The 21,252-nt window shown below is 53.5% G+C and carries 17 protein-coding genes; 9 read left to right on the top strand and 8 right to left on the bottom strand.

Annotated elements, in window-relative coordinates; genetic code table 11:
* Positions 1–3: 3 nt before the first annotated feature.
* The 5 genes from AC07OI_RS19480 to AC07OI_RS19500 all read left to right on the top strand — a co-directional run bounded on the left by AC07OI_RS19480 (position 4) and on the right by AC07OI_RS19500 (position 6,141).
* Entirely contained in the window at positions 4–2,262 is a 2,259-nt protein-coding gene (locus AC07OI_RS19480; protein ID WP_495258386.1) for a xanthine dehydrogenase family protein molybdopterin-binding subunit, read from the top strand.
* 34 nt (positions 2,263–2,296) lie between these two features.
* Complete coding sequence (locus tag AC07OI_RS19485; RefSeq protein ID WP_495258387.1) at positions 2,297–3,343, top strand: XdhC family protein; 1,047 nt, start codon at positions 2,297–2,299, stop codon at positions 3,341–3,343.
* A 217-nt stretch (positions 3,344–3,560) separates the two neighbouring features.
* A complete protein-coding gene (locus AC07OI_RS19490) occupies positions 3,561–5,111 on the top strand; it encodes a tyrosinase family protein (protein WP_495258388.1) in 1,551 nt (516 codons plus the stop codon).
* A 2-nt stretch (positions 5,112–5,113) separates the two neighbouring features.
* Positions 5,114–5,860 carry a copper chaperone gene (locus AC07OI_RS19495; protein ID WP_495258389.1) on the top strand — a complete coding sequence of 249 codons (747 nt, stop codon included), beginning with the start codon at positions 5,114–5,116 and terminating at the stop codon, positions 5,858–5,860.
* A 65-nt stretch (positions 5,861–5,925) separates the two neighbouring features.
* A complete protein-coding gene (locus tag AC07OI_RS19500) occupies positions 5,926–6,141 on the top strand; it encodes a VF530 family protein (RefSeq protein WP_423009381.1) in 216 nt (71 codons plus the stop codon).
* Between the two features lie 196 nt (positions 6,142–6,337).
* Here AC07OI_RS19500 and AC07OI_RS19505 read toward each other — a convergent pair whose 3' ends face one another.
* The 4 genes from AC07OI_RS19505 to AC07OI_RS19520 all read right to left on the bottom strand — a co-directional run bounded on the left by AC07OI_RS19505 (position 6,338) and on the right by AC07OI_RS19520 (position 9,922).
* Positions 6,338–6,868 (bottom strand): REP-associated tyrosine transposase, encoded by a 531-nt coding sequence (locus AC07OI_RS19505; protein WP_495258390.1) that lies wholly within the window; start codon positions 6,866–6,868, stop codon positions 6,338–6,340.
* A gap of 233 nt (positions 6,869–7,101) precedes the next feature.
* Positions 7,102–7,578 (bottom strand): hypothetical protein, encoded by a 477-nt coding sequence (locus tag AC07OI_RS19510; protein ID WP_495258391.1) that lies wholly within the window; start codon positions 7,576–7,578, stop codon positions 7,102–7,104.
* Positions 7,579–7,730: 152 nt separating this feature from the next.
* Positions 7,731–9,359, bottom strand: a complete 1,629-nt coding sequence (locus AC07OI_RS19515; protein ID WP_495258392.1) for a SulP family inorganic anion transporter — start codon at positions 9,357–9,359, stop codon at positions 7,731–7,733.
* A gap of 362 nt (positions 9,360–9,721) precedes the next feature.
* A complete protein-coding gene (locus AC07OI_RS19520; protein WP_492701333.1) occupies positions 9,722–9,922 on the bottom strand; it encodes a hypothetical protein in 201 nt (66 codons plus the stop codon).
* A gap of 492 nt (positions 9,923–10,414) precedes the next feature.
* Between AC07OI_RS19520 and AC07OI_RS19525 the strand changes: the two genes are divergently transcribed.
* The 4 genes from AC07OI_RS19525 to AC07OI_RS19540 all read left to right on the top strand — a co-directional run bounded on the left by AC07OI_RS19525 (position 10,415) and on the right by AC07OI_RS19540 (position 17,699).
* Entirely contained in the window at positions 10,415–11,389 is a 975-nt protein-coding gene (locus AC07OI_RS19525) for a DUF535 family protein (RefSeq protein ID WP_495258393.1), read from the top strand.
* A 237-nt stretch (positions 11,390–11,626) separates the two neighbouring features.
* A complete protein-coding gene (arr, locus tag AC07OI_RS19530) occupies positions 11,627–12,058 on the top strand; it encodes an NAD(+)--rifampin ADP-ribosyltransferase (RefSeq protein WP_495258394.1) in 432 nt (143 codons plus the stop codon).
* A 380-nt stretch (positions 12,059–12,438) separates the two neighbouring features.
* Entirely contained in the window at positions 12,439–16,632 is a 4,194-nt protein-coding gene (locus AC07OI_RS19535; protein ID WP_495258395.1) for a response regulator, read from the top strand.
* 122 nt (positions 16,633–16,754) lie between these two features.
* Entirely contained in the window at positions 16,755–17,699 is a 945-nt protein-coding gene (locus tag AC07OI_RS19540) for a GGDEF domain-containing response regulator (RefSeq protein WP_495258396.1), read from the top strand.
* Positions 17,700–18,123: 424 nt separating this feature from the next.
* Here AC07OI_RS19540 and AC07OI_RS19545 read toward each other — a convergent pair whose 3' ends face one another.
* From AC07OI_RS19545 to AC07OI_RS19560, 4 genes are all read right to left on the bottom strand, one after another.
* Entirely contained in the window at positions 18,124–18,564 is a 441-nt protein-coding gene (locus AC07OI_RS19545) for a hypothetical protein (RefSeq protein WP_495258397.1), read from the bottom strand.
* 94 nt (positions 18,565–18,658) lie between these two features.
* On the bottom strand, positions 18,659–18,985 hold the full coding sequence (locus AC07OI_RS19550) for a hypothetical protein (protein WP_492701341.1): 327 nt from the start codon (positions 18,983–18,985) through the stop codon (positions 18,659–18,661).
* 462 nt (positions 18,986–19,447) lie between these two features.
* On the bottom strand, positions 19,448–19,933 hold the full coding sequence (locus AC07OI_RS19555; RefSeq protein WP_495258398.1) for a hypothetical protein: 486 nt from the start codon (positions 19,931–19,933) through the stop codon (positions 19,448–19,450).
* Between the two features lie 124 nt (positions 19,934–20,057).
* Entirely contained in the window at positions 20,058–21,209 is a 1,152-nt protein-coding gene (locus AC07OI_RS19560) for a branched-chain amino acid ABC transporter substrate-binding protein (protein ID WP_495258399.1), read from the bottom strand.
* Positions 21,210–21,252 lie beyond the last annotated feature (43 nt).

Here is a 21,252-nt window from a genome sequence, read left to right on the forward strand (position 1 = left end):
ACCATGCATTTTGATTCCCGTTTGGCCGAGATGCCAAAGCATTTGCAATCCCTGTTGCAGCAGACGTCTGCAGAAGAAAAGCCGGATGCAGGCGCTGGCAGTCTGAGCCGCCGCAGCTTCTTGAAGATGGCTACAGCCAGTGGCTTTGCCCTGGGTTGCTACCCCATGCTGGCGATGGGCCAGGACGCTGCCGCCAAGGCACCCGCAGGTTTGAAAGCGACTGAGCAGCCCGGCGCCTTTGTACAGATTGCCAAAGATGGCACAGTCACAGTGACGATTAACCGCCTGGAATTTGGCCAGGGTGTACAAACCGCCTTGCCCCTGATACTGGCAGAAGAGCTCGATGCCGACTGGTCCAAGGTCAAGTATGCCAATGGTAATAACCACCCAGCCTATGTCGACCCGGCATTTGGCATGCATTTGACGGGTGGCTCGAATTCCATCGCCCATTCTTATACTCAGTACCGTGAGCTGGGTGCGCGCACCCGTGCCATGCTGGTACAGGCTGCGGCAACACAATGGGGTGTCGATGCTTCTGCCCTGCGTACAGAAAAAGGCGTCGTCGTCGGGCCAGGTGGAAAAAAACTGGGGTATGGCGAACTGGCTGAAGCTGCCATGAAATTGCCCGTGCCAGAAAAAGTCGTGTTGAAAGATCCCAAGAGCTTCCGCCTGATCGGCAAACCCACAGGCCGACTTGATGCAAAAGCCAAATCAACTGGCACCCAGGATTTTGGGATTGATATGCACTTGCCCGGCATGCTGACGGCTGTTGTCGCGCGTCCGCCAGTATTTGGTGCCAAGCTCAAGTCTGTCGATGATACGGCTGCCAAAGCCATCAAGGGTGTCAAGGCCGTGGTACGCGTGCCGGTGGATCGCGGTGGCGAAGGCGTGGCCATTATTGCGACTGGCTATTGGCCAGCCAAGCAGGGGCGCGATGTCCTGAAGCTGGAATGGGATCTGGGCAGCGTAGAAAAAGTCGATAGCGTGAAACAACTGGCCAGTTATAAAGAATTGGCCAAGCAGCAAGGCGCATTGAAGTACAACGACGATGTATCAAAAATCGCCACGGCGCCGCACAAATTGAATGCGGAGTTCAGCTTCCCTTACCTGGCTCATACGCCAATGGAGCCTTTGAACTGCACGGTTGCCATCAAAGGTGATAAGGCAGAGTTGTGGATGGGTACGCAAATGCCTGGTCTGGATGGCTTTGCGGCATCCGCTGCGCTGGGCCTGAAACCGGAAAACATCGCTGTCCATACCCAGATGGCCGGTGGCGGCTTTGGTCGTCGCGCAATTGCCACCAGTGATTATGTAGTGGAAGCCTGCCATGTCGCCAAGGCAGCAGTAGCCGCTGGCCTCGATGCACCAGTGCGTACCTTGTGGAGCCGTGAAGATGACGTCAAGGGTGGTTACTACCGCCCCATGCATGTGCACAGGGCAGATATCGGTTTTGATGCGCAGGGCAATATCCTGGGCTGGGACCATGTCATCGTCGGCCAGTCCATCGTCGGTGGCACACCATTCGAAGGCATGATGGTCAAGAATGGTGTCGATGCAACCGCGGTGGAGGGCATGAAAGAGCCATATGAAATGCCTATGCGTCTGTCTGTCCATCACCCAAAAATCAATGTGCCGGTCTTGTGGTGGCGCAGTGTGGGCTCTACCCATACCGCCTTTGTGATGGAAACCCTGCTCGACGAAATTGCAGAAACCACCAAGCAAGACCCGGTGGCTTACCGCCTGAAACTGATGGGTGACAAGCATCCACGTCATAAAGCTGCACTGGAACTGGCGGTAGAAAAATCTGGCTATGGCAAGAAAAAACTGCCAGCAGGCCGCGCCTATGGGGTTGCCGTGCATGAGTCCTTCTCGTCCATTGTTGCCTATGTGGTGGAAGCGTCCATCAAAGATGGTCAGCCCAAATTGCATAAGGTCACGGCTGGCGTGCATTGCAACCTGGCTGTCAATCCCAAAACTGTGGAAGCACAGGTGCAGGGCGCAGCACTGATGGGTTTGTCGATGTGCTTGCCGGGTGCAGCCATCACTCTCAAGGATGGTGTGGTCGAGCAAAGCAACTTCAGTGATTTTGTGGTGCCACGCATTACCGATATGCCACAAGTTGCTGTGCACATCGTGCCCAGTGCAGATGCACCTACCGGCATGGGCGAACCTGGCCTGCCAGCCTTGGCACCAGCATTTGCCAATGCCGTTGCCAGGGCGGGTGGCAAGCGCTGGCGTGAACTGCCTTATAAACAAGTATAGGCCAGCTAAGGCAGAATCGGTTAAGGTCAAAGCAATGGAAAATCTCGATACCCTGGTCCTGCGTACTGCGCTGAGCTGGCACGCGCAGGACTTGCAAGTCATCCTCGTCACGGTGGCGCGCACCTGGGGTTCTTCACCACGTCCGCCGGGGTCGCTGATGGCGATCAACGGGCGCGGTGAAACCGTGGGCTCGGTATCGGGTGGTTGCATCGAAGATGATCTTATCCACCGCATCAGGGAAGAAGGCGTGCAGGCTGTCTGCTCAGGCAACCTGCCGCTGGTGCTGCGCTATGGTATCTCTGCCGACCAGGCGCACCGCTTTGGCCTGCCCTGCGGTGGCACGGTGGAACTGGTGCTGGAACCTGTCTCTGCGCACAGCCGTCTGGATGAATTGCTGCTCGCTTGCGAACAGCGCCGCAGCGTAGAGCGCACGCTGGATTTGCAGACCGGCCATGCCCAACTGCAGGCAGGCCAGTATGATGGCTTACCCAGGCTGGATGATCACAGGCTCATCACTTACCTCGGCCCACAAGCCCGCATCATCGTCATCGGTGCCAGTGACCTCTCGCGTTACCTGTGCCAGTTTGCACTGAGCCTGGGTTTTGCCGTCATTGTCTGCGACCCGCGCGAAGAATACCGCGCCAGCTGGCAATTGCCGGGCGTTATCGTCAGCGAAGAAATGCCGGACGACCTGATACTGCGCCTGCAACCAGACAACCGCACTGCCGTCATCGCCCTCACGCATGACCCCAAGCTCGATGACCTGGCCCTCATCGACGCCCTGCAATCAAATGCCTTCTACGTCGGCGCAATCGGCTCGCGCCGCAACAGCCAGCAAAGACGCGAACGCCTGCATACCCATTTCGACATCCCTGAATCTGCCTTGCAAACCCTGCATGGCCCCGCTGGCCTCTACATAGGCAGCAAGACCCCGGCAGAAATCGCCCTGTCCATCATGGCAGAAATTGTCGCGCTGAAAAATGGCATACCGCAGGCAACTAGCACACCTGTCGTGCTTGGCAAGGCGATGTATGAAGGCCAGCCACAACGCGATGTGCACACCTCCTCTTGCGCCATCTGAGTCTGATGAGTTGTATCCTCACTTAATCCTGATTGAGTGTTACTTTGATTTTGCCTGGCCTGCGCCCCTCCTGATCCTCTCCTCTGCAACATCTCCAAAGTCAAATCCATACCCTGCCGCAAGCGCATGTCAAAAATAAACAATTGACAATAAATGAATAATATTGCAAGATTTTATAGCAATATTTTTGCATACCTGATCATCTCAAGGAGGACATATGGCATTTGAACGCAAGGACGTATCAAAACTGGGTTCTGGCTGGAGCGACACTTTGATCTGGTATGCAAAAGCAGTAGGCAAGCTTAAGGAAAGGCCGCTGGCATCACGTACCAGCTGGCGGTTTCTGGCGGCCATGCATGGCTTTGATGAAGCGCTGTGGACAATCCAGGGCTATCTGAGCAGTACCGATGCCCTGCCTTCACAAAGTGACCAGGACAGGTTCTGGAAGCAATGCCAGCACCGGTCCTGGTATTTCCTGCCATGGCATCGCGGCTATGTGGCGGCATTTGAAGCCATTGTACGCAGTGTGGTGGTGGATCTGGGTGGCCCGGCTAACTGGGCACTGCCATACTGGAATTATTATGACCCGGCTTCGCGTTCTGTGCCCTATGCTTTCTTGCAAAAAACCATGCCGGATGGTTCGACCAACCACCTGTATGTAGAAGCCCGCTTCGGCCGCGGCGATGGCAGCTTCATCATCAAGCCGGAAGATATCTCTTTCAATGCACTCAAAGACCATGCCTTCATCGGTATCAATTCTGGTGGCAACCCTGGTTTTGGTGGACCAACAACCCCATTTACTCATAGCACGGGCACATTCAATGGCCATCTGGAAGCTGATCCGCACAATACCGTGCATGGCCGGGTTGGCGGCAATAAAATTGAGGCGGACAAAACTACCCCTGGCCTGATGTCGAAACCATCAACCGCCGCGCTGGACCCTATCTTCTGGCTGCACCATGCCAACATAGACCGCCTGTGGGAAGTCTGGCGCAAGCGCGACCCGCAAAATCTTGACCCCGACCAGGACAGCTGGCTCAAGGGCCCGGCTGACCGTAAGTTCATCGCACCTGATCCGATCGGCGAAGGCATCAGCTTTAACGCATCCCAGATGCTCGATACCACGGCAGCACCACTCAATTATAAATACCAGGACATCAGCGACCCGCTGGCTGGCAGCACCCGCAAAAAAATCAGGCTGACAGGCTTGCGCCTGCTCAGCGACGCGCCTATGGTGAGCTTTTTGGATAATCAATCTGCAGGAGGCCAGATGGCGACTGAATTAATCGGTGCCAATGACGACACTGTCAAACTGGCAGGCGACATTTCGCAAACCCGGGTAACCCTGGATAAAAGCAGTGTGGACAAAGTCAACGACAGCTTTGAAGGTGTCAAACTATTCAATGCCAAACCCAGGGAACCAGACCGCGTCTTCCTTAACCTGGAAAACATACGCGGCAAGAATGATGCCGCCATCTTTTACGTGTATGTGAATGTGCCCGCCGGTGAAAAACCGGAAAACCATCCTGGAAACAAGGTCGGTGTCTTGTCACTGTTTGGTGTTTCTGATGCCAGCGAAACAAACGGTGCACATGGTGGGGCCGGTATTACCCAGGTATTTGAAATCACCAGCATCATTGATAACCTGCAACTGGACAACAGCCAACTCGCCGATACACTGCAAGTACAATTCGTACCACAAAGTACCGTCATACCTGAACACGACATCACGGTAGAACGTGTCAGCGTATTCAGAGAAAGCCCGTAATCGTGTTGCTGCCAGTATTGCGCGCTGCCCTGCTGAGCTGCCCCCGCCCCCTGCTGTTGATCAGCCTGGCGGGCTGGCTGGGTCTGGCTGCGCTGCAATTTGGCGTGCGAGTACCAGAGTACTGCGGCAGCCTCGCCAACATAGACCTGGCTTATCTGGCGAATATCGGTGATCGCCTGGTCTTTGTCTGGCACACCAATTCATCGGGCAACATGATGAGCAACTGGCTACTCATGTTGCTGGCCATGATGTCACCCCTGCTGGCGCAAGAGGTGAGCTACCTGTGGCAACGCAGTCTGGCGCGCCGCCGTTTGCGCGCATTACTCTTGTTTGCCATCGGCTACCTGCTCGTGTGGAGCCTGGCAGGCGCACTCATCATGCTGGCCTCACTGGTGTTGCGCCTGGTCGTGGGCGACATGCGCTGGTGCTTTGCCTTGCTGCTGACGCTGGCATTGTTATGGCAAATCAGCCCGGCCAAACAATATTGCCTGAACCGCTGCCACAACCGCCCCCGCCTCGCCGCCTTTGGCTGGCAAGCCGAGCGCGACAGCCTGCGCTATGGCCTGCAAGCCGCCCTCTGGTGCGGCGGCACCTGCTGGGCCTGGATGCTGGCCGCCACCGCCGCTGGCCCCGCTCACTTCCCCTTCATGCTGCTATGCTCCGCCTGGCTATTGATAGACCGCCAGGCCCCGGGCCGCGTCCCGGCCTGGCAGTTGCCGTATAGTTTGAAATGGTATCGCCTGGCCTGATGCCAACCGCGTACCCCCGGTGATATCATCCGATATCACCGAGGAACCAACATGAATACACCAGCATGAGCACACCCACATCCCGCAGCCTGAATGGCATCACCCTGGAAGCAATCCTGGAACAACTCGTGGCCTATTATGGCTGGGAGCAAATGGGCAAATTGATAGACATCAACTGCTTCACCACCGACCCCAGCATCAAATCCAGCCTGAAGTTTTTACGCAAGACACCATGGGCACGGGCCAAGGTGGAGGAATTGTATTTGGGGATGCCGGGGTGAGTGTGTTGCCGTACCTCGTAGGGTGCGTTGCAACGCACCGCATGAATGCTTGATGACGAATGAATGTATTTTCAAACAAAATTTATATTCATATTGTTTATCCGCACCATAAAATCACTCTTTCCGTTTTTCAACATATCAAACGGTGCGTTATAACGCACCCTACACATCGCTGCATTTTTCCAGGTAAAAATGATTAATCTGGATAGTGAACGTGTGCTTCATCACCGCCAGCCCAATTCCGGGGATAAATACCTTGCTCTACAAGGCGGTGAAAAGTTGAATACGGCCAGTCTACTACTTTGCTAACCAGCCCATGTTTTTGTGGATTGATGTGAACGTAATCCATATGTGCAGAAAAGTCCTGTTCATCACGTATCAGATGCTCCCAAAAACGTCGCTGCCAAATACCACGTTCATTGCGACGTGATCGTGACGAAGAAATAGCTTCTGTAGCTGGGAGTGCTTTTGAGAAATGACTCTTGATAAGCCGCCAACGCACAGAAAAATCAATATCGCTCTGCGGTAATTCAATCACACAATGCAGGTGATCAGGCAAGACCACCCAGGCATGAATAATAAATGGATGTGTTTCGCGAACTAAGCGAACAGCTTCCCGTAATACATTAATATGACGGATTAACAAATCATTCCGTGAACGATTGAGAAGATTGACGGTAAAAAAATAAGTTCCGCCCGGATGCCAGGCTCGACGATAATTGGACATGAATAATATTCAAGGAATTTTTTACTTTGGATGTATAAGGCCCGGAGTTCTATATCGCATCACTCTTTTCATCAGACCAGCAGGGTGCGTTGTAACGCACCAACCGAGTACCTTGGTTCAGACCAAAATTTCAATTCAACTTCTTCACGGTCTCACAAATACGCTACGTTCATTTTTAACGTTCGTATGGTGCGTTATAACGCACCATACGGATGAAGCATCATGCGCCTCCATCACATATACAAACTCTTATGATGCAAATAATTGCGGTACACGATCTTGAAATCATCCAGTTTGCGGTCATCGTCTTGTATCAATAAATCGCGCACTTCGTATTCATTGCCGTCAATTTTATAGACCCAGAAATCGAGTATCACTTCGGGGTGATCTTGCGACACGATGGAGACGCCCTTGCCACCGCCTATCAGGTTCGAATATTGATAGACCATGAATTTGCCCTTCAAAATCTTTTTGTCTATCTTCAAACCATCAAGAACCAAGGCAGCTCGTTCATCCACTGCTGAAACTTCATCACGCTTGTCGGCATAGGTATTTAAAAACTTGCGCAGGTGTTTGACTTCAGCAGTTTGATATGACTTACCGTATTTGCTTAGTTGTTCTTTATTGAGTACCAGTTCTTTGGGAGCTTGCGCCTGGCTGACGAGGGGGAGCAGGAGCAGGGATAACAGGAGGATTTTACGGAGTGGCATTATTTCTTTCGGTATTTTTTTGCCATTATAGTATACGGCGGTATGCGATGACCTAATCCGAATGGTGCGCCGTGCGCACCGTTTCCATCTAGTGCATACAGCCTGACAAGTACATGGTACGCGCGGCACACCTCACTGCGCAGGCGTTGTCCTCAATCCTTCCCCACATACAACTCCCGCGCCATGACGACGACGTCATCGACGCTGAGCTCACTGAAATTGCCGATGTGCAGATGCGGGACGGCGGCCCTTTCCAGCACGGCGCGGGCACCAGATTTGAGTCGGGCAAACATCAGGTGCTTTTTTTGCAGATACAAGGCTGCACAAAAGTCAGCAATGGCTTCTATGCTGGTGCTGTCCAGATCGGGGGATTCTTCGAGGCTGATGACGACTACTTTGGCATCGCTGGTGGCGACATAGTGTTTGGCTTGCGTCAGGGCGCGTTCGGCATTGGCGAAAAACAGGCCTGTCTCTGGCCGCAAGATCAATACACCGGGGATGACTTTGGCTTCAGGATAATTAACCAGGTTGACGAAATCATGACCGCCATTTAATCGGCCCAGCACAGAAATACTCGACTCTGCCAGCCTGCGCAATAACATCAGCAGGCTGATGCCGATGGCGACCAACAAGCCATCCAGCACGCCCAGCATGAGCACGGCGACCACGGCAGCGAGGGCGACGAACCTGTCCCTGTGCAAAGTAAAATACGGGTAAAACATGGATGGCCGCAGCGAATGGCTGACCGCATGGATGACGATAGCCGCCAGCACGGGTGAAGGTGTCAGCGCTATCACAGGCAGCAGTGTCAGGACGATGATGAACAAAGCCGCAGCTGCTGACCAACCGGCCACCTTGCTACGCGCGCCATTGCTCTCATTGGCGGCAGTGGCAGAAAAACCTGCACCCACTGGCAAACCCTGGAACAGGCCCGACATGAAATTGGCCGCCCCCAGCGCCAGCAGGTCACGGTTGGGTGCGACGATATCGCCATGGCGTATCGCAAAATTGCGGATGGAACTATACGACTCGGCGTAAAGTATCATCAGCATGGCGATACTCAATTCACCTATGCGCAGCCACTGTACATAGCTCATGTCGGGCAGGCTGGGTACTTGCAGTTGCAAGCTTATCTGCCCTACCAGCTCTACCCCGCTTTGCGCCAGACCCAGCCATTGTCCGGCCACAATGCCCAACACAATCACCAACAAACCAGCTGGCATATAGGGTAGGCGCGTCAAAGCAAACAAGAGCAATAGCGCCACCACACCTACCACCAGCGACAGCCAGTTCCAGCTTTGTACCTGGCTCAGCAAGGCATAGATAAAACGTGGCATGTCGGTGTAATGCACATGCGCACCTACCACATGGGCAAACTGCTTGATGATGATGACGGCAGACAAGCCAAAGGCAAAACCACGCAACACGGGCCGCGCAATAAAGTCTGAGATGCTACCCAGCTTTGCCACGCCTGCGAGTATAAAAAACACGCCCGTCATGATGACCAGGCCCATTGCCACCAGCATACGCAAACCCGTGTCACCATTCGACATGGCCGCCGATGCTGATGCCAGCACTGCCGCGGATGAAGAGGTGGCAGCAACAATGGCAAAGCGGCTGCTGCCTATCAGGCCATAGCAAATCAGACCGGCAAACACGGCGACGATGCCTGCTTGTGGCGGCAAATTGGCGATACTGGAATAGGCCACGGCTTCCGGCAATAACAGCCCCGCCAGCGACAACCCCGCGATGATGTCAGACCAGGCCCAGGTTTTGTTCATGTAGTTTTAGTGAATGCGTTTGGGTGAATGCGTTTCATGAAAGCGACCATATATTGTCTAAATGATTTATCTTTTTATTTCAACCAGTATACGCCGCGCAGATATGGGAGTGGGAAATCTCAGGCTTGAGCAGGTATTTTAAGAAGATGAACCATGAGGTAGCTCAAAGTGACGCCAGTAAAGCGCACCGCACGCGCCACATGGAGAGCAAATTGCGAAGAGGGATATTTTTAATCGGTAAGCCTGCGTGGATTCTATTCAGGGATATGGAACCTTGCTGCTTTATACCTGACATGTGGTGCGCACATAATAAACCCGACACTCCCTGCTGGCTGTTCCTGCCTTTAAATTCAGGCATGCACTTAATCCTCCGGCTCGATCCCGACAAGTTTCAAGGCCAGCACGGCAAGACCCAGCACGATGCCAACAAAGATATCAGTGATCTTGCCCGAATAAGGCAGCAGGAAGATGCTGTACAGGATACAAGCCAGGATGATGACAATACAGGCCCCTACGATCATCGTCCTGATGATCGTCGCTTTGCCTGCGGGAGGTTTGCTCATGTCAATCATGCCTTGCTAAGCCAGACCTGGATTGTGCTACGTACCTTTGTTCCACATTTTACTTCGTATTAGCAAAAAGTATTTCGTACTTCGCAATTTATATTTCCTATCAGCAACAAGTTCGCTTGCCTGCATTAGCTATTGGCGCACTGTCAGATTGCATCCAGCTTTTCCTATCGTTTTCAGTCGCGGGCAACAGATTGCCATCGCACTTGCATGCAAAAACTGCGGAGGCAAATCACACAAGAATTGATGCGAATTGCAACATAACGTTACAAAGCAAAATATCTTGCGTGAAAATCGGCTAACTCCGGCTTTTTTCTTTACCAAAATCAATATAATTTCTATGCGGAAATTCTTCTTATTTGTTATTTTCTGCCATCTCCAGACAAAATGATGACAAATTGACGACAAAATTATACTTGCTAATATATTCCAATCTTTGATACATTGAGTTACATTATTCTGCAGTACGAAACAAATGGTGCAATCGTGAATATTTTGAACTGGCGTGAGCTGTGGGCTGCAGGCAGGGTACCGGAAGCTATCGATACAAAGAAGTTGCATGCCTCGGGCAGTTTCATGGCCAGCCTGCGCTGGGCCTTGCATGTGCGCCTGACGGATGGCAACAGCAATCTCAAAAGCAAATGCCTGTTCCTGTTGCGCAGCAGCTTGCGCCCGCAGGTCAGCTTGCGCTGGTATCACTTTCTGCATCAAACCTATTTACGCAAGGCCGCACCAGACGACATCGCGCTGCTGGATGCCATCCACCGCCCCTTCTTTGACCGTCAGATTTGCTGCGTCTCACGCCTGCGTCTGCTGCGCAATCATTTTCATTTGTCGGCCCAGTTATTTGGCAAGCACCGCGCCCAGGATATGCTGACCGGTGGTGACTTTACCCTGGCAACCCTGCAGGGCAAGGACCAGGAAGACTATCGCATCAGCCTGTTTCGCAGTTGCGCCTTCAAGCGTGAAGGTGGTCTTAGCCTGGGTCTGTTCCAGGGCAACAAGCTGCTGCAATGCATCAGCTTTTCTTTTGACCGTAAAGACCATCAATTGATGATACGCGTAGGCGGGCTGCAATCGTGCAAGCACAATGCGCGTGACACCATGCGCGCCTGCACCAAGAACCTGCATGGCATACAGCCGCGCCTGCTGCTCATCGAAGCCTTGCGCAGCCTGGCCCGCGAGCTGCATTGCACGGGCATAGAATGCATTGCCAAAAAGAATCACATCTACCAGTCATGGCGCTATCGCTTCAGCAAGACCATCAAGGCCGAATACGACAGCCTGTGGCAAGCCGCCGGCGCTGCGGCACAGGCGAATGGCAATTACCTGTTGCCACTGGCAAGTGAGGAGGTACCGCTGTCAGAGCGCCCTTCCAACAAGCGCAGTGAATACCGGGCGCGAGATGGCTTGACGATGAGCATGCGCGAGGGCATCAGACGGAGTCTGGTGGGGGTTTGATGCAGGTTGTGGTGCACCTTTCTATGAGTCTGCCACGATTGCCATCATCACAGTGACGTAGCCCGGCTTGCTCTGGCTGGAAAAGGTGACAGTCTCAAAAAAAACAGGACGACTCCATCGCGGTGAATTGCTGCCACCCAAGCCATCACGGCCAGATTTGGATACACTATCCAACATCAGTTGCGCTGTCCTCCCCCAATCACGCGACGAACACCACCAAAACAATTGGAGATATTCATGAGCGATGAAGCAATCTCAACGCCAGAGGACTTGCGTGCGCAGACGCTTTACCACGGCACGCGGGCTGACCTGAAAGTCGGCGATCTCATCGCACCGGGTTACAGCTCCAACTACGGCAAGAAGAAAACAGCAACCTACGTCTACCTGAGCGCGACCCTGGATGCTGCCACCTGGGGTGCAGAGCTGGCAGCAGGTGCCGGCCCTGGCAGGATTTATATCGTTGAACCGGTTGGCGAGATCTTCGATGACCCCAACCTGACGGACAAGAAATTCCCCGGCAATCCGACCAAGTCATACCGTAGCCGTGAGCCATTAAAAGTCATTGGTGAAGTCAGTGATTGGCAAGGACATCCGCCAGAAACGCTCAAGGCCATGAAAGACCATATTGAACAACTGAGGCTACAGGGGATAGAGGCAATCGACGATTGAGTTACTTTCATGCATGGACATGTGGTGCCATCATGCCAGATGGGATGGATTGACGAGAGCCACAGCCAGACTCATTCATCTTGCAGCCATCGCAAACCGCATTTTTGAGAGTGCCGTAAGGTAGGGCGCAATATATTGTGCCGCATGTGTACCTCGCACACGGCAAAGATAATTTACTTGAGGATGCAATGATCACAATGATCACGCAGGCGCCTCATGTTAAATCTGCCTCCCTTACTAGCTGCAAAATTTGTATTAGTTGCAGTGCACAAATCGCGCAAGCATCAATAAACCACACCCGCCCGGCCTCAGTCTGCAATTTCCACCAGAAAATCGTGTAAACTTAACCACACTATAGCTTCAACCGGAGAACAAGCTTGATGACAGCCCAGCACGAGCCCACGTCCGCCGCCAGGGTATTGCTACCGGCCTGCCTCTGGTATTTTGTGCTGGCAGTGGCGGGTATGTGGCTGACGCGGGGCGAAAACCAGGTGTCGATTTTGTGGTTTGCCAATGCGCTGGCGATAGCTTATATGTATGGCCAGGGGCGTACGGGGCAATTACAGATACTGGTGCTGACCATGGTGGCCAGCCTGGCAGCAAATCTGCTAACGGGCAATGACCTGGCTGTTTCTACCCTGTTCACGCTGGCCAATGCGCTGGAAATCGTGCTGGTCAGTTATACCATCCGCCATGCGGGGCTGGACCAGAACTTTGAGCAATCCAGCGGCGATATGCTGAAACTGATCTTGCTGGGCTTTTTGCTGCCCTGTGCCTGCAGTGCCACGCTGGCGGCAGCGCTGGCTGCCTGGGTGGGCCTGGGTGAATTTGAGTTGATTTTCACTGCCTGGTATGTATCGGCCTCGCTGGGGCTGATCCTGATTTACCCACTGGTGCGCATGATGCGGCGTGACGCAGCTCCTGCCTGGGCCAGCCGGATCAACTGGAAACGCTTTACCCGCTTTGCCTTGCCCATACTGCTGCTGGTACTGGTCTCGCTACTGTATCTGCCACTGCCCTTCCTGTACATTTTGGTGGCGCTGACTTTTGCCACCCACAAGCTTAATTTTGATGAATCGCATTTGCTGACCGTGCTGGCCATCACCAGCCTGGGGCTGATGTTAAGCCTGGGCAATGTCATGCCTTTGGGTGGCGTGGCACGCTGGCAGTTATTGTTTGTCTACCTGCCTATCCTGATTACCTCAGTGCCGCCTATGCTGATGGCAGCAGCGCGCAATGAAAACCTGATCAAGGAAGCCGAACGCCAGCGTTTTTCTGAAGAACTGCAAAAGAGCAAGCAGTCGCTGCAATCCACCATCGACCATATGCCGGCCATGATAGGTTACTGGGACCAGCAATTGCACAATCGATTTGCCAATGCTGCCTATAAAAAATGGTTTGGCCTGACACCTGAGCAGATACGCGGCATGCACATACGTGATGTCGTTGGCGCAGAAATATATGCACAGAATTCTGGCCATATGGCGGCCGCACTGGCTGGTGAACCGCAGATATTTGAGCGTTCTATCGTCGACCCCGAAGGTAATCAGCGCTATGCCCTGGCTTATTACACCCCGCATATCGTGGCTGGCCAGGTACAGGGGTTTTATGCCTTCGCCACCGATATCACGCCACTGAAACAGGCACAACTGCAAGAGAACCGCGCCCAGGCCAAGCTGACCAGTGTCATCGAGGCGGCCAGTGAATTTGCCATCATCGCGACCGATATGGAAGGCATCATCACCCTGTTCAGCAAGGGGGCAGAACGTATGCTCGGCTACCAGGCCAGTGAACTGGTCAATCACAAAACACCCACCATTTATCATCTGCAAGAAGAAGTGGTCAGCCGTGGTGCAGAGTTGACTGCTGAACTGGGTTACCCGGTACAAGGCTTTGAAGTCTTTGTCGCCAAGGCACGCCGGGGCCTGCCGCAAAGCCAGCAATGGACATATGTCAGCAAGCAGGGCCAGCACATCCCCGTCAGTCTGATCATCAGCACCATCCATGATGAACATCAGCAAAACATCGGCTTTTTGGGTATCGCCACCGACATCAGCCGCCAAAAACAACTGGAAGCCTCGCTGATTGCCGCCCGCGACCAGGCCGAAATGGCCAGCCGCACCAAATCAGAATTCCTGGCCAATATGAGCCATGAAATCCGCACCCCCATGAATGCGGTGCTGGGCATGAGCTATTTGCTGGGCAAGACCGACCTGACCTCTACCCAGCGTCATTATCTGGAAATGATACGGTCGTCCGGCCAGTCTTTGCTGGGGATTTTGAATGACATCCTCGATATCTCGAAGATAGAAGCAGGCCGCATAGAATTGTCGCCGACCCGTTTTTACCTCAAGGATGTGCTCAGCGCACTGGCCAATATGATGTCGGTCAATGTCGGTGAAAAGCAGCTGGAATTGTCGATAGGCATAGACACTGCCGTGCCCAAGGAACTGATAGGCGACGCCCTGCGCCTGCAACAGGTGCTGATCAACATCATCGGCAATGCCATCAAGTTTACGGCGAATGGCGAGGTGTCGCTGCTGGTACAGAAAGCAGATCCAGCAAACCCGGCAGAAGCGACTGAAGAAAATATCCACGGCGCAGACGATTTGCAAATCCAGTTCATCATCCGCGACACTGGCATAGGCATGTCGGCTGAACAGATCAGCCGCCTCTTCAATGCCTTTGAACAGGCCGATGCCTCGACCTCGCGCCGCTTTGGTGGCACTGGCCTGGGGCTGGCAATCTCAAAACGTTTTGTCGACCTGATGGGCGGTGATATCCGTGTCATCAGCCAGGAAGGTACAGGCACAGAATTCATCGTCAGCGTGCCCATGCAAACCGCACCTGCACTTGAGCAAGACAATGCAGAGAGTAGCAACAGTACTGCAGGCAGCAACCAGGCCAGAAAAATCCTGGTGGTGGATGACAATGCCACCAGCCGCAGCTATATCGCCAAGACCATAGAAGCCTGGGGCTGGCAAGCTGACACCGCCAGCACTGGTGAACAGGCCCTGCAAAAAGTGCGCGACCACCTGTCCCATATGCCCGCCGCCGAAGATGAATATTGCGCCATCCTGATCGACTGGCACATGCCAGGCCAGGACGGCCTGGCCACCCTGGCCGCCATCAAGAGCATGCAGGCCAGCCAGCGCATCCCCCTGATTTTGATGAGCAGCGCCTATGACCGCAGCGCCCTGCAAATGGATGGCCAGCCGGGCGCACCCGATGCCGTCTTGCTAAAACCCGTCACCGGCTCCAGCCTGTATGATGTGCTGCAAGAAACTAGCCTGCACCTGCACCATGCCGCAACTGCTGCACTATCTGCTGCAAACCCGCATAATCAAGCAACCATGATCAATAGCAACAACATTAATAGCAATAGCAGCCACAGCAACAGCCCCGTCAAAGTCGGCACTGGCAGTTTCAGTGGCAAAAACATCCTGCTGGTGGAAGATAATTATTTCAACCAGATCGTCGCCACCAAAATCCTGGAACAAACCGGTGCCAGCATCAAGGTCGCCAATAATGGCAGTGAAGCCGTAGAAATTTTTAAAACCGCAGAAGAACAGTTTGACCTTGTCCTCATGGACGTGCAAATGCCCATCATGGATGGCTGGACAGCCACCGAAATCCTGCGCAAGGAACTGGCCCTGCCCATCCCCATCCTGGCCATGACCGCCGGTGTCATGACAGCAGAACGCGAGCAATGCATGGCGGCTGGCATGAATGATGTCATCTCCAAACCCATAGACATAGACCAGATGCTGGGTGTGCTGGCGCGCTACCTGTCGCCAGAACAGCCCTCTGTATCGGTACCTGTATCTACACCCGCATCTGCCCGCGCACCTGCAACCGTAACCGCCCCGGCACCAGTGCCTGCCCCCTCGCCTCCCCAAAGCCCGCCTTTCAGCGCAGAATCAGAAGCACTGCCCGTTGCCAGCGCGGTAGCAACACCCCCGGCCAGTGGCACCTTTGACCCGGCCAAGATCATGGCGCTGGCCAAGGGCAATCCCTCACTTATCAAAACCCTGTCCGGCGTCATACAAAACATGATCAATCACGCCAGAAAAGACTTTGACCAGGCCGTCAGCCATTGGCAGCAGGGTGAACCCCAGCAAGCCGCCCGTACCCTGCACACCATGCGCGGCAGCATAGGCACCCTCGGTGCCAAAGACTTTGCGGGCGCTGCACTGGCACTGGAACACGCCATCGCCCAGCAAGACCAGCAACGCGTCCCCAAATTGCTGGCAGATGCCGACCACCAGCTCAGCCTGACCATCTCCAGTGTGCAAGCCTGGTTGCACGAACAGATGGCGAACATCGCTACGCCCGCCCCTACCGCAACTACCGCAACTACCGCAATTATCCCAAGCCAGATCAAACCTGCTGAACTGCAAGAATTAAAAAGCCTGCTGCAGGCCCAGAACATGCGCGCTACCGTCCGCTATGAAGAACTGCAGGCCAACCTGAAGCAACACTGGCCTGCCGGGCACCAGCAAGCCATGCAAGATGCCATGCTCAACCTCGACTTTGCCACCGCTTTAAACTTGTTGGATGAGATCATCGTATAAATATTGCAACAAAGCAAAATTCGATTGCGTTCTGCATAACAAATGTTATCCTGAGAACTCGCTGCCACACAATGAACAACGGCAATGAATAAAGGCAATAAATAAAAGCACCATGTAGAGCCATGCCCAACAAAAAATCCCTGGCCAGCCTGATCGACAATCTCGAGTTTTTGGCGCATCGCCCGCGCATACTCGTCGTGGATGATCAAGTCATCAATATTCAGGCCCTGTACCAGATTTTTGCCAAAGACCATGAAGTCTTCATGGCCACCAGCGGCCAGAGCGCCCTGGATTTTTGCAAAAAAACCCCACCCGACCTGGTTTTGCTCGACGTCATGATGCCCGACATGGATGGACTGGAAGTCTGCGAACGCCTGAAACAGGGGGAATACACAGCCGACATCCCGGTCCTGTTTGTTACCGCCCAGAATGATGCCAGCCAGGAATCACGTGCCCTCATGGCCGGCGGCATGGATTTCATCAGCAAGCCCGTCAACCCCGATGTCGTGCGCGCCCGCGTCCGTACCCATGTCACCCTCAAGCTGCAGCGCGATCTGTTAAAAAAACTGGTCTTCACCGACCCGCTGACCGGTCTCGCCAACCGCCGCAGTTTTGACCAGGCCATCGCCAAAGAATGGCGGCATTGCCAGCGCAACGGAAAATCCCTGGCCGTACTGATGATAGACATAGACTGCTTCAAACAATACAACGACACCTATGGCCATCAGCAAGGTGACGTCTGTCTGGCCGCCGTCGCCACTTGCCTGCAAACCAGCCTGGGCCGCCCGCACGATGTCGTGGCCCGCTACGGTGGTGAAGAATTCATCTGCCTCATGCCCGAATGCGAACTCGCCGGTGCCATCACCAAAGCCAGCACCCTGCTACGCGCCATCACAGACAAGACCATCCCCCACAGCACATCCAAAGTCAGCGACATCGTCACCCTCAGCATAGGCGTCGCCGCCATCGTCCCCGATGATAAGAACAGCACCGCCGACCTCATCGCCAAAGCAGACCAGAAATTGTATGAAGCCAAACAGGCTGGGCGGAACCGGGTGGTGGCGTAGAATAGATTTTGCAGGGTGCGTAGTGCGCACCATTTTTTCAAATTCTTGGAAAAGCTGCGTTATGATGCGCAGTCCGTAGGGTGCGTTATAACGCACCGCTTGTATGGGCGCATACATAAAGCAACTACAATACTTCTCAAAAAATAAGTTCCTTTGCCTACGTAGCCCACCATCTTCATCAGACGACGCATTCGGTGCGTTGCAACGCACCCTACTTATCTGCGACCACATGCGGCACATTGCAATGCGCCTCAGGTTACGGCTATATCACGGCGATGCTTGCGGCTAGGATATGCGCAAATCCTGTCCTGTAGGGTGCGCCATGCGCACCGATATCATCAAGAAAAAACGCGCCACATCTCACAATGGCGCGTTTCTCTTTGCTACTTAATTTACTGCTCAATTTACGGCTTACGCCACAAACTTATTTCACTGCTGGTGTGACTGTTTTGCTGCTACCTGCTGTTGCCACTTTGCCTGCATCGGTTTTCACTTCAGCTTTTACTTCTGGCTTGACTTCCGTTTTCACTTCAGCCTTTGCCTTGGCATGCTTTTCATGAGCGACATGCTTGGCGTGTTTTTCATGTTTCTCTGCAGTTTTTTCTACTGCTGCAGTTTTGCCTTCAACTGCTGGTGTTGCTTGTGCAACTGCTGTCGCAGGCGTCGTTGCTGTCGTTACTGCCTTGCTCACTGGTGCTGTAGCGGTCGTGACTGCTGCGGTTGGTGTTGCGGCCGTCGTTGTCACTGTTGCTGGTGCTACTGTTGTTTTTGCTGATGTAGTTGCAGTTGCGGTTGCAGGTGTTTGTGCAAATGCACTACCCATCAAAACGGTAGAAGCGATCAGGGCGGTAATGAGTTTGTTCATGGTGATAATCCTTAATATGTCTGTGAGCGATTTGCTTGTTTCTTTACCGGCAGCTCGTGCTGCCGGCAGGTTTCAAAAATTTACTGGCTAAAACTTATTTCGATGCTGCGCTGGCTGCGGCAGATGCGCCTGCTGCTTTTGCTTCTTTCTTGGTGTGCTTGGTATGTTTTGCAGCTTTTTCACCTGTATGCATTGCTGGCTTGGCTTCAGGAGCAGATGCTGCTGGAGTTACTGCAGAAGCACTGGCTGATGCAGAAGCAGCTACCACTTTAGCGGCTGGCGCAGATTTCGCTACACTCGCTGCTGCAGCGGCTGTTGCTGGCTTGGATGCAGCAGTTGCAGATGCGCTCGCTGGTGTCTGTGCAAATGCGCTACCCATAACAACTGTGGAAGCGATGATGGCGGTGATCAGTTTGTTCATGATATTTCCCTCTTTATGTTTGGGTTGCTTGCTTGGTTTGTATTTCGTTTTTGCGTTTCGTAGTCACGCTACGTAAGCCAAAAACGCCGCCCGGATACTTTGCGTTGACGCGAAAAACCACAGAGCACGAGGCTTAGTGTTGTTGTTCTAAACGACATGTCACCTGTCAACCGAATGCCATGCTCATGCGTTACGCGCGCAGGAACATAAAAAACGACGCCTGCTTGCAGCATGGCGTCGTTTTGTTTTTTGAAGGGAACACAGCAAACCGCGCACCTTGAACGCAGCCGTAACGTAGGGTGCGTTATAACGCACCACATTAGATGCACAAACAAGGATGGGCGATGGCTGGAACGGTGAGGTAAAAGGGAAAATATTTTTACAATATTGCGGCCACCTTGCCTGTTCATTCGTCCAAGCGGTGCGTTATAACGCACCCTGCAGACCTGACTTTTCGCACGCTCAAAAAAAACTCTTGACCTTCCTTACCCCACGCCTGCCCCAGCGTCGTGCTGTCCTTTGCGACTGGCTGACGCGGTCCAGCTGCACGCAACGCAGGTGCGAGCTGATACTCTGGTCTATGTTCCACAAAGCCTGGGTGATGAGCAAATCCATTTCTGTGGTGAACTTGCCTGTCACCGGTGCATTGGTGTTTGTACGCGGTGTATCTGCCATGCTGATGCGCCAGGCGTCTTCCAGCGTGATGCCACCCGCAGGTTTGGCGAGGTTCCAGTGCAGGCTGTCTTCTGCTGCAGAGATCAAGCCTTCTTCCTGCAGGCGCAGGCAAATTTTGCGGATGGCGTACTTGCTCATGCCGCAGTGTTTTGCAAGTTGTTCCAGCCTCACCTCTGCCGGGGCGGCTGCCACAAACTGTTCCAGCACCCTGGCCAGTTTGCGGAACATGCCGTATTGCGAGGCGGGTAAAAATTGTGCTGTGCTCAAACTCATGGCAGGATCTTTCTTTGATACTCTCTTTGATACTCTCTTTGATACTCTCTTTGATACTCGCTTTGATACTTTACCGGCATGGCACATACAGGCGATGTATGTGCCATGCGTATTCACAAAACAATCAGTGGGTCACAGCGATGAGTTCGCGTTTGCCACCTTTGTAAGTGTACAAAGTCAAAGTGCCATCACGGATATCACCACGCGCATCAAATGCAATTTCGCCTGTCACGCCCTTGTGTTTGATCCTGGCCAGCTCTGGCAAGTATTTGGCTGGTTCGGCGGAATTGGCTTTTTGCATGGCGGCGACCATGGTCATTACGCCGTCATAGGCATAGGGCGCATTCAGCACGACTTCATGACCATATTTTTTACTGAAGTTAGCTTTGAACTTATCCAGATCTGCCTTCTTGCCCTCTTCTACCCCGCCTGCCTCGGCACAGACCACATTGCCTTCACCGATGGCATCACCTGCCAGTTGTGCCAGTTCTGTCGAACAGATACCGTCGCCGCCCATGAACTTGACCTTCATTCCCAGTTGCTTGATTTGCTTGAGCATGGGGCCGCCTACCGCATCCATGCCGCCAAAGAAAATCAGGTCCGGATTTGCCGCCTTGATGGTGGTCAGGATGGCGCTGAAGTCCGTTGCCTTGTCAGTCGTGTATTGACGCGAGACGATCTTGGCGGGGGTGAGTTTGCCCGTCGCGCCCTTGACAAATTCATCTGCCACGCCTTGCCCATAGGCAGTGCGGTCATCAATCACGGCGATGTTTTTTGCCTTTTGCATTTGCACCGCATAGCGGCCCAGCGTGCCACCGAGTTGGCCATCATTGGCGACAACGCGGAAAGCTGTCTTGAAACCCTGCTGCGTGTATTTTGGATTGGTGGCGGAGGGCGAAATCTCTGGTATGCCCGCATCATTGTAAATTTTTGAAGATGGGATGGTGGTGCCAGAATTCATGTGACCGATGACGCCATTGACCTTGGCATCGACCAGCTTTTGCGCCACGGTAGTGGCTTGCTTGGGCTCACCCGCATCATCTTCTGCCAGCAGTTCAAACCTGGCTTTCTTGCCGCCTATGGTGACGCCTTTGGCATTGAGTTCATCCACAGCCATGCGCGCGCCTTCTTCGGTATCCTTGCCCATGTGTGCAGATGGCCCGGACAAGGGGCTGACATGGCCTATCCTGACGACAAGATCCTGGGCACTGGCATTGCCTGCCAACAGGATGCCTGCAGAAGATGCGGCGACGATGAGTTTGATGGTAGTGGACATACAGATTCCTCTCTAGGTTTAAGTCTTAAGTATTAGAGAACCT

Source organism: Undibacterium sp. GW821-FHT07F11 (genome assembly GCF_059418665.1).

What these genes read in the sequence shown, in the direction of transcription:
- AC07OI_RS19480 (WP_495258386.1), top strand. Translation starts at nt 4, where the DNA reads ATGCATTTTGATTCCCGTTTGGCCGAGATGCCAAAGCATTTGCAATCC.
- AC07OI_RS19485 (WP_495258387.1), top strand. Translation starts at nt 2,297, where the DNA reads ATGGAAAATCTCGATACCCTGGTCCTGCGTACTGCGCTGAGCTGGCAC.
- AC07OI_RS19490 (WP_495258388.1), top strand. Translation starts at nt 3,561, where the DNA reads ATGGCATTTGAACGCAAGGACGTATCAAAACTGGGTTCTGGCTGGAGC.
- AC07OI_RS19500 (WP_423009381.1), top strand. Translation starts at nt 5,926, where the DNA reads ATGAGCACACCCACATCCCGCAGCCTGAATGGCATCACCCTGGAAGCA.
- AC07OI_RS19505 (WP_495258390.1), bottom strand. Translation starts at nt 6,868, where the DNA reads ATGTCCAATTATCGTCGAGCCTGGCATCCGGGCGGAACTTATTTTTTT.
- AC07OI_RS19510 (WP_495258391.1), bottom strand. Translation starts at nt 7,578, where the DNA reads ATGCCACTCCGTAAAATCCTCCTGTTATCCCTGCTCCTGCTCCCCCTC.
- AC07OI_RS19515 (WP_495258392.1), bottom strand. Translation starts at nt 9,359, where the DNA reads ATGAACAAAACCTGGGCCTGGTCTGACATCATCGCGGGGTTGTCGCTG.
- AC07OI_RS19520 (WP_492701333.1), bottom strand. Translation starts at nt 9,922, where the DNA reads ATGAGCAAACCTCCCGCAGGCAAAGCGACGATCATCAGGACGATGATC.
- arr (WP_495258394.1), top strand. Translation starts at nt 11,627, where the DNA reads ATGAGCGATGAAGCAATCTCAACGCCAGAGGACTTGCGTGCGCAGACG.
- AC07OI_RS19535 (WP_495258395.1), top strand. Translation starts at nt 12,439, where the DNA reads ATGACAGCCCAGCACGAGCCCACGTCCGCCGCCAGGGTATTGCTACCG.
- AC07OI_RS19540 (WP_495258396.1), top strand. Translation starts at nt 16,755, where the DNA reads ATGCCCAACAAAAAATCCCTGGCCAGCCTGATCGACAATCTCGAGTTT.
- AC07OI_RS19545 (WP_495258397.1), bottom strand. Translation starts at nt 18,564, where the DNA reads ATGAACAAACTCATTACCGCCCTGATCGCTTCTACCGTTTTGATGGGT.
- AC07OI_RS19550 (WP_492701341.1), bottom strand. Translation starts at nt 18,985, where the DNA reads ATGAACAAACTGATCACCGCCATCATCGCTTCCACAGTTGTTATGGGT.
- AC07OI_RS19555 (WP_495258398.1), bottom strand. Translation starts at nt 19,933, where the DNA reads ATGAGTTTGAGCACAGCACAATTTTTACCCGCCTCGCAATACGGCATG.
- AC07OI_RS19560 (WP_495258399.1), bottom strand. Translation starts at nt 21,209, where the DNA reads ATGTCCACTACCATCAAACTCATCGTCGCCGCATCTTCTGCAGGCATC.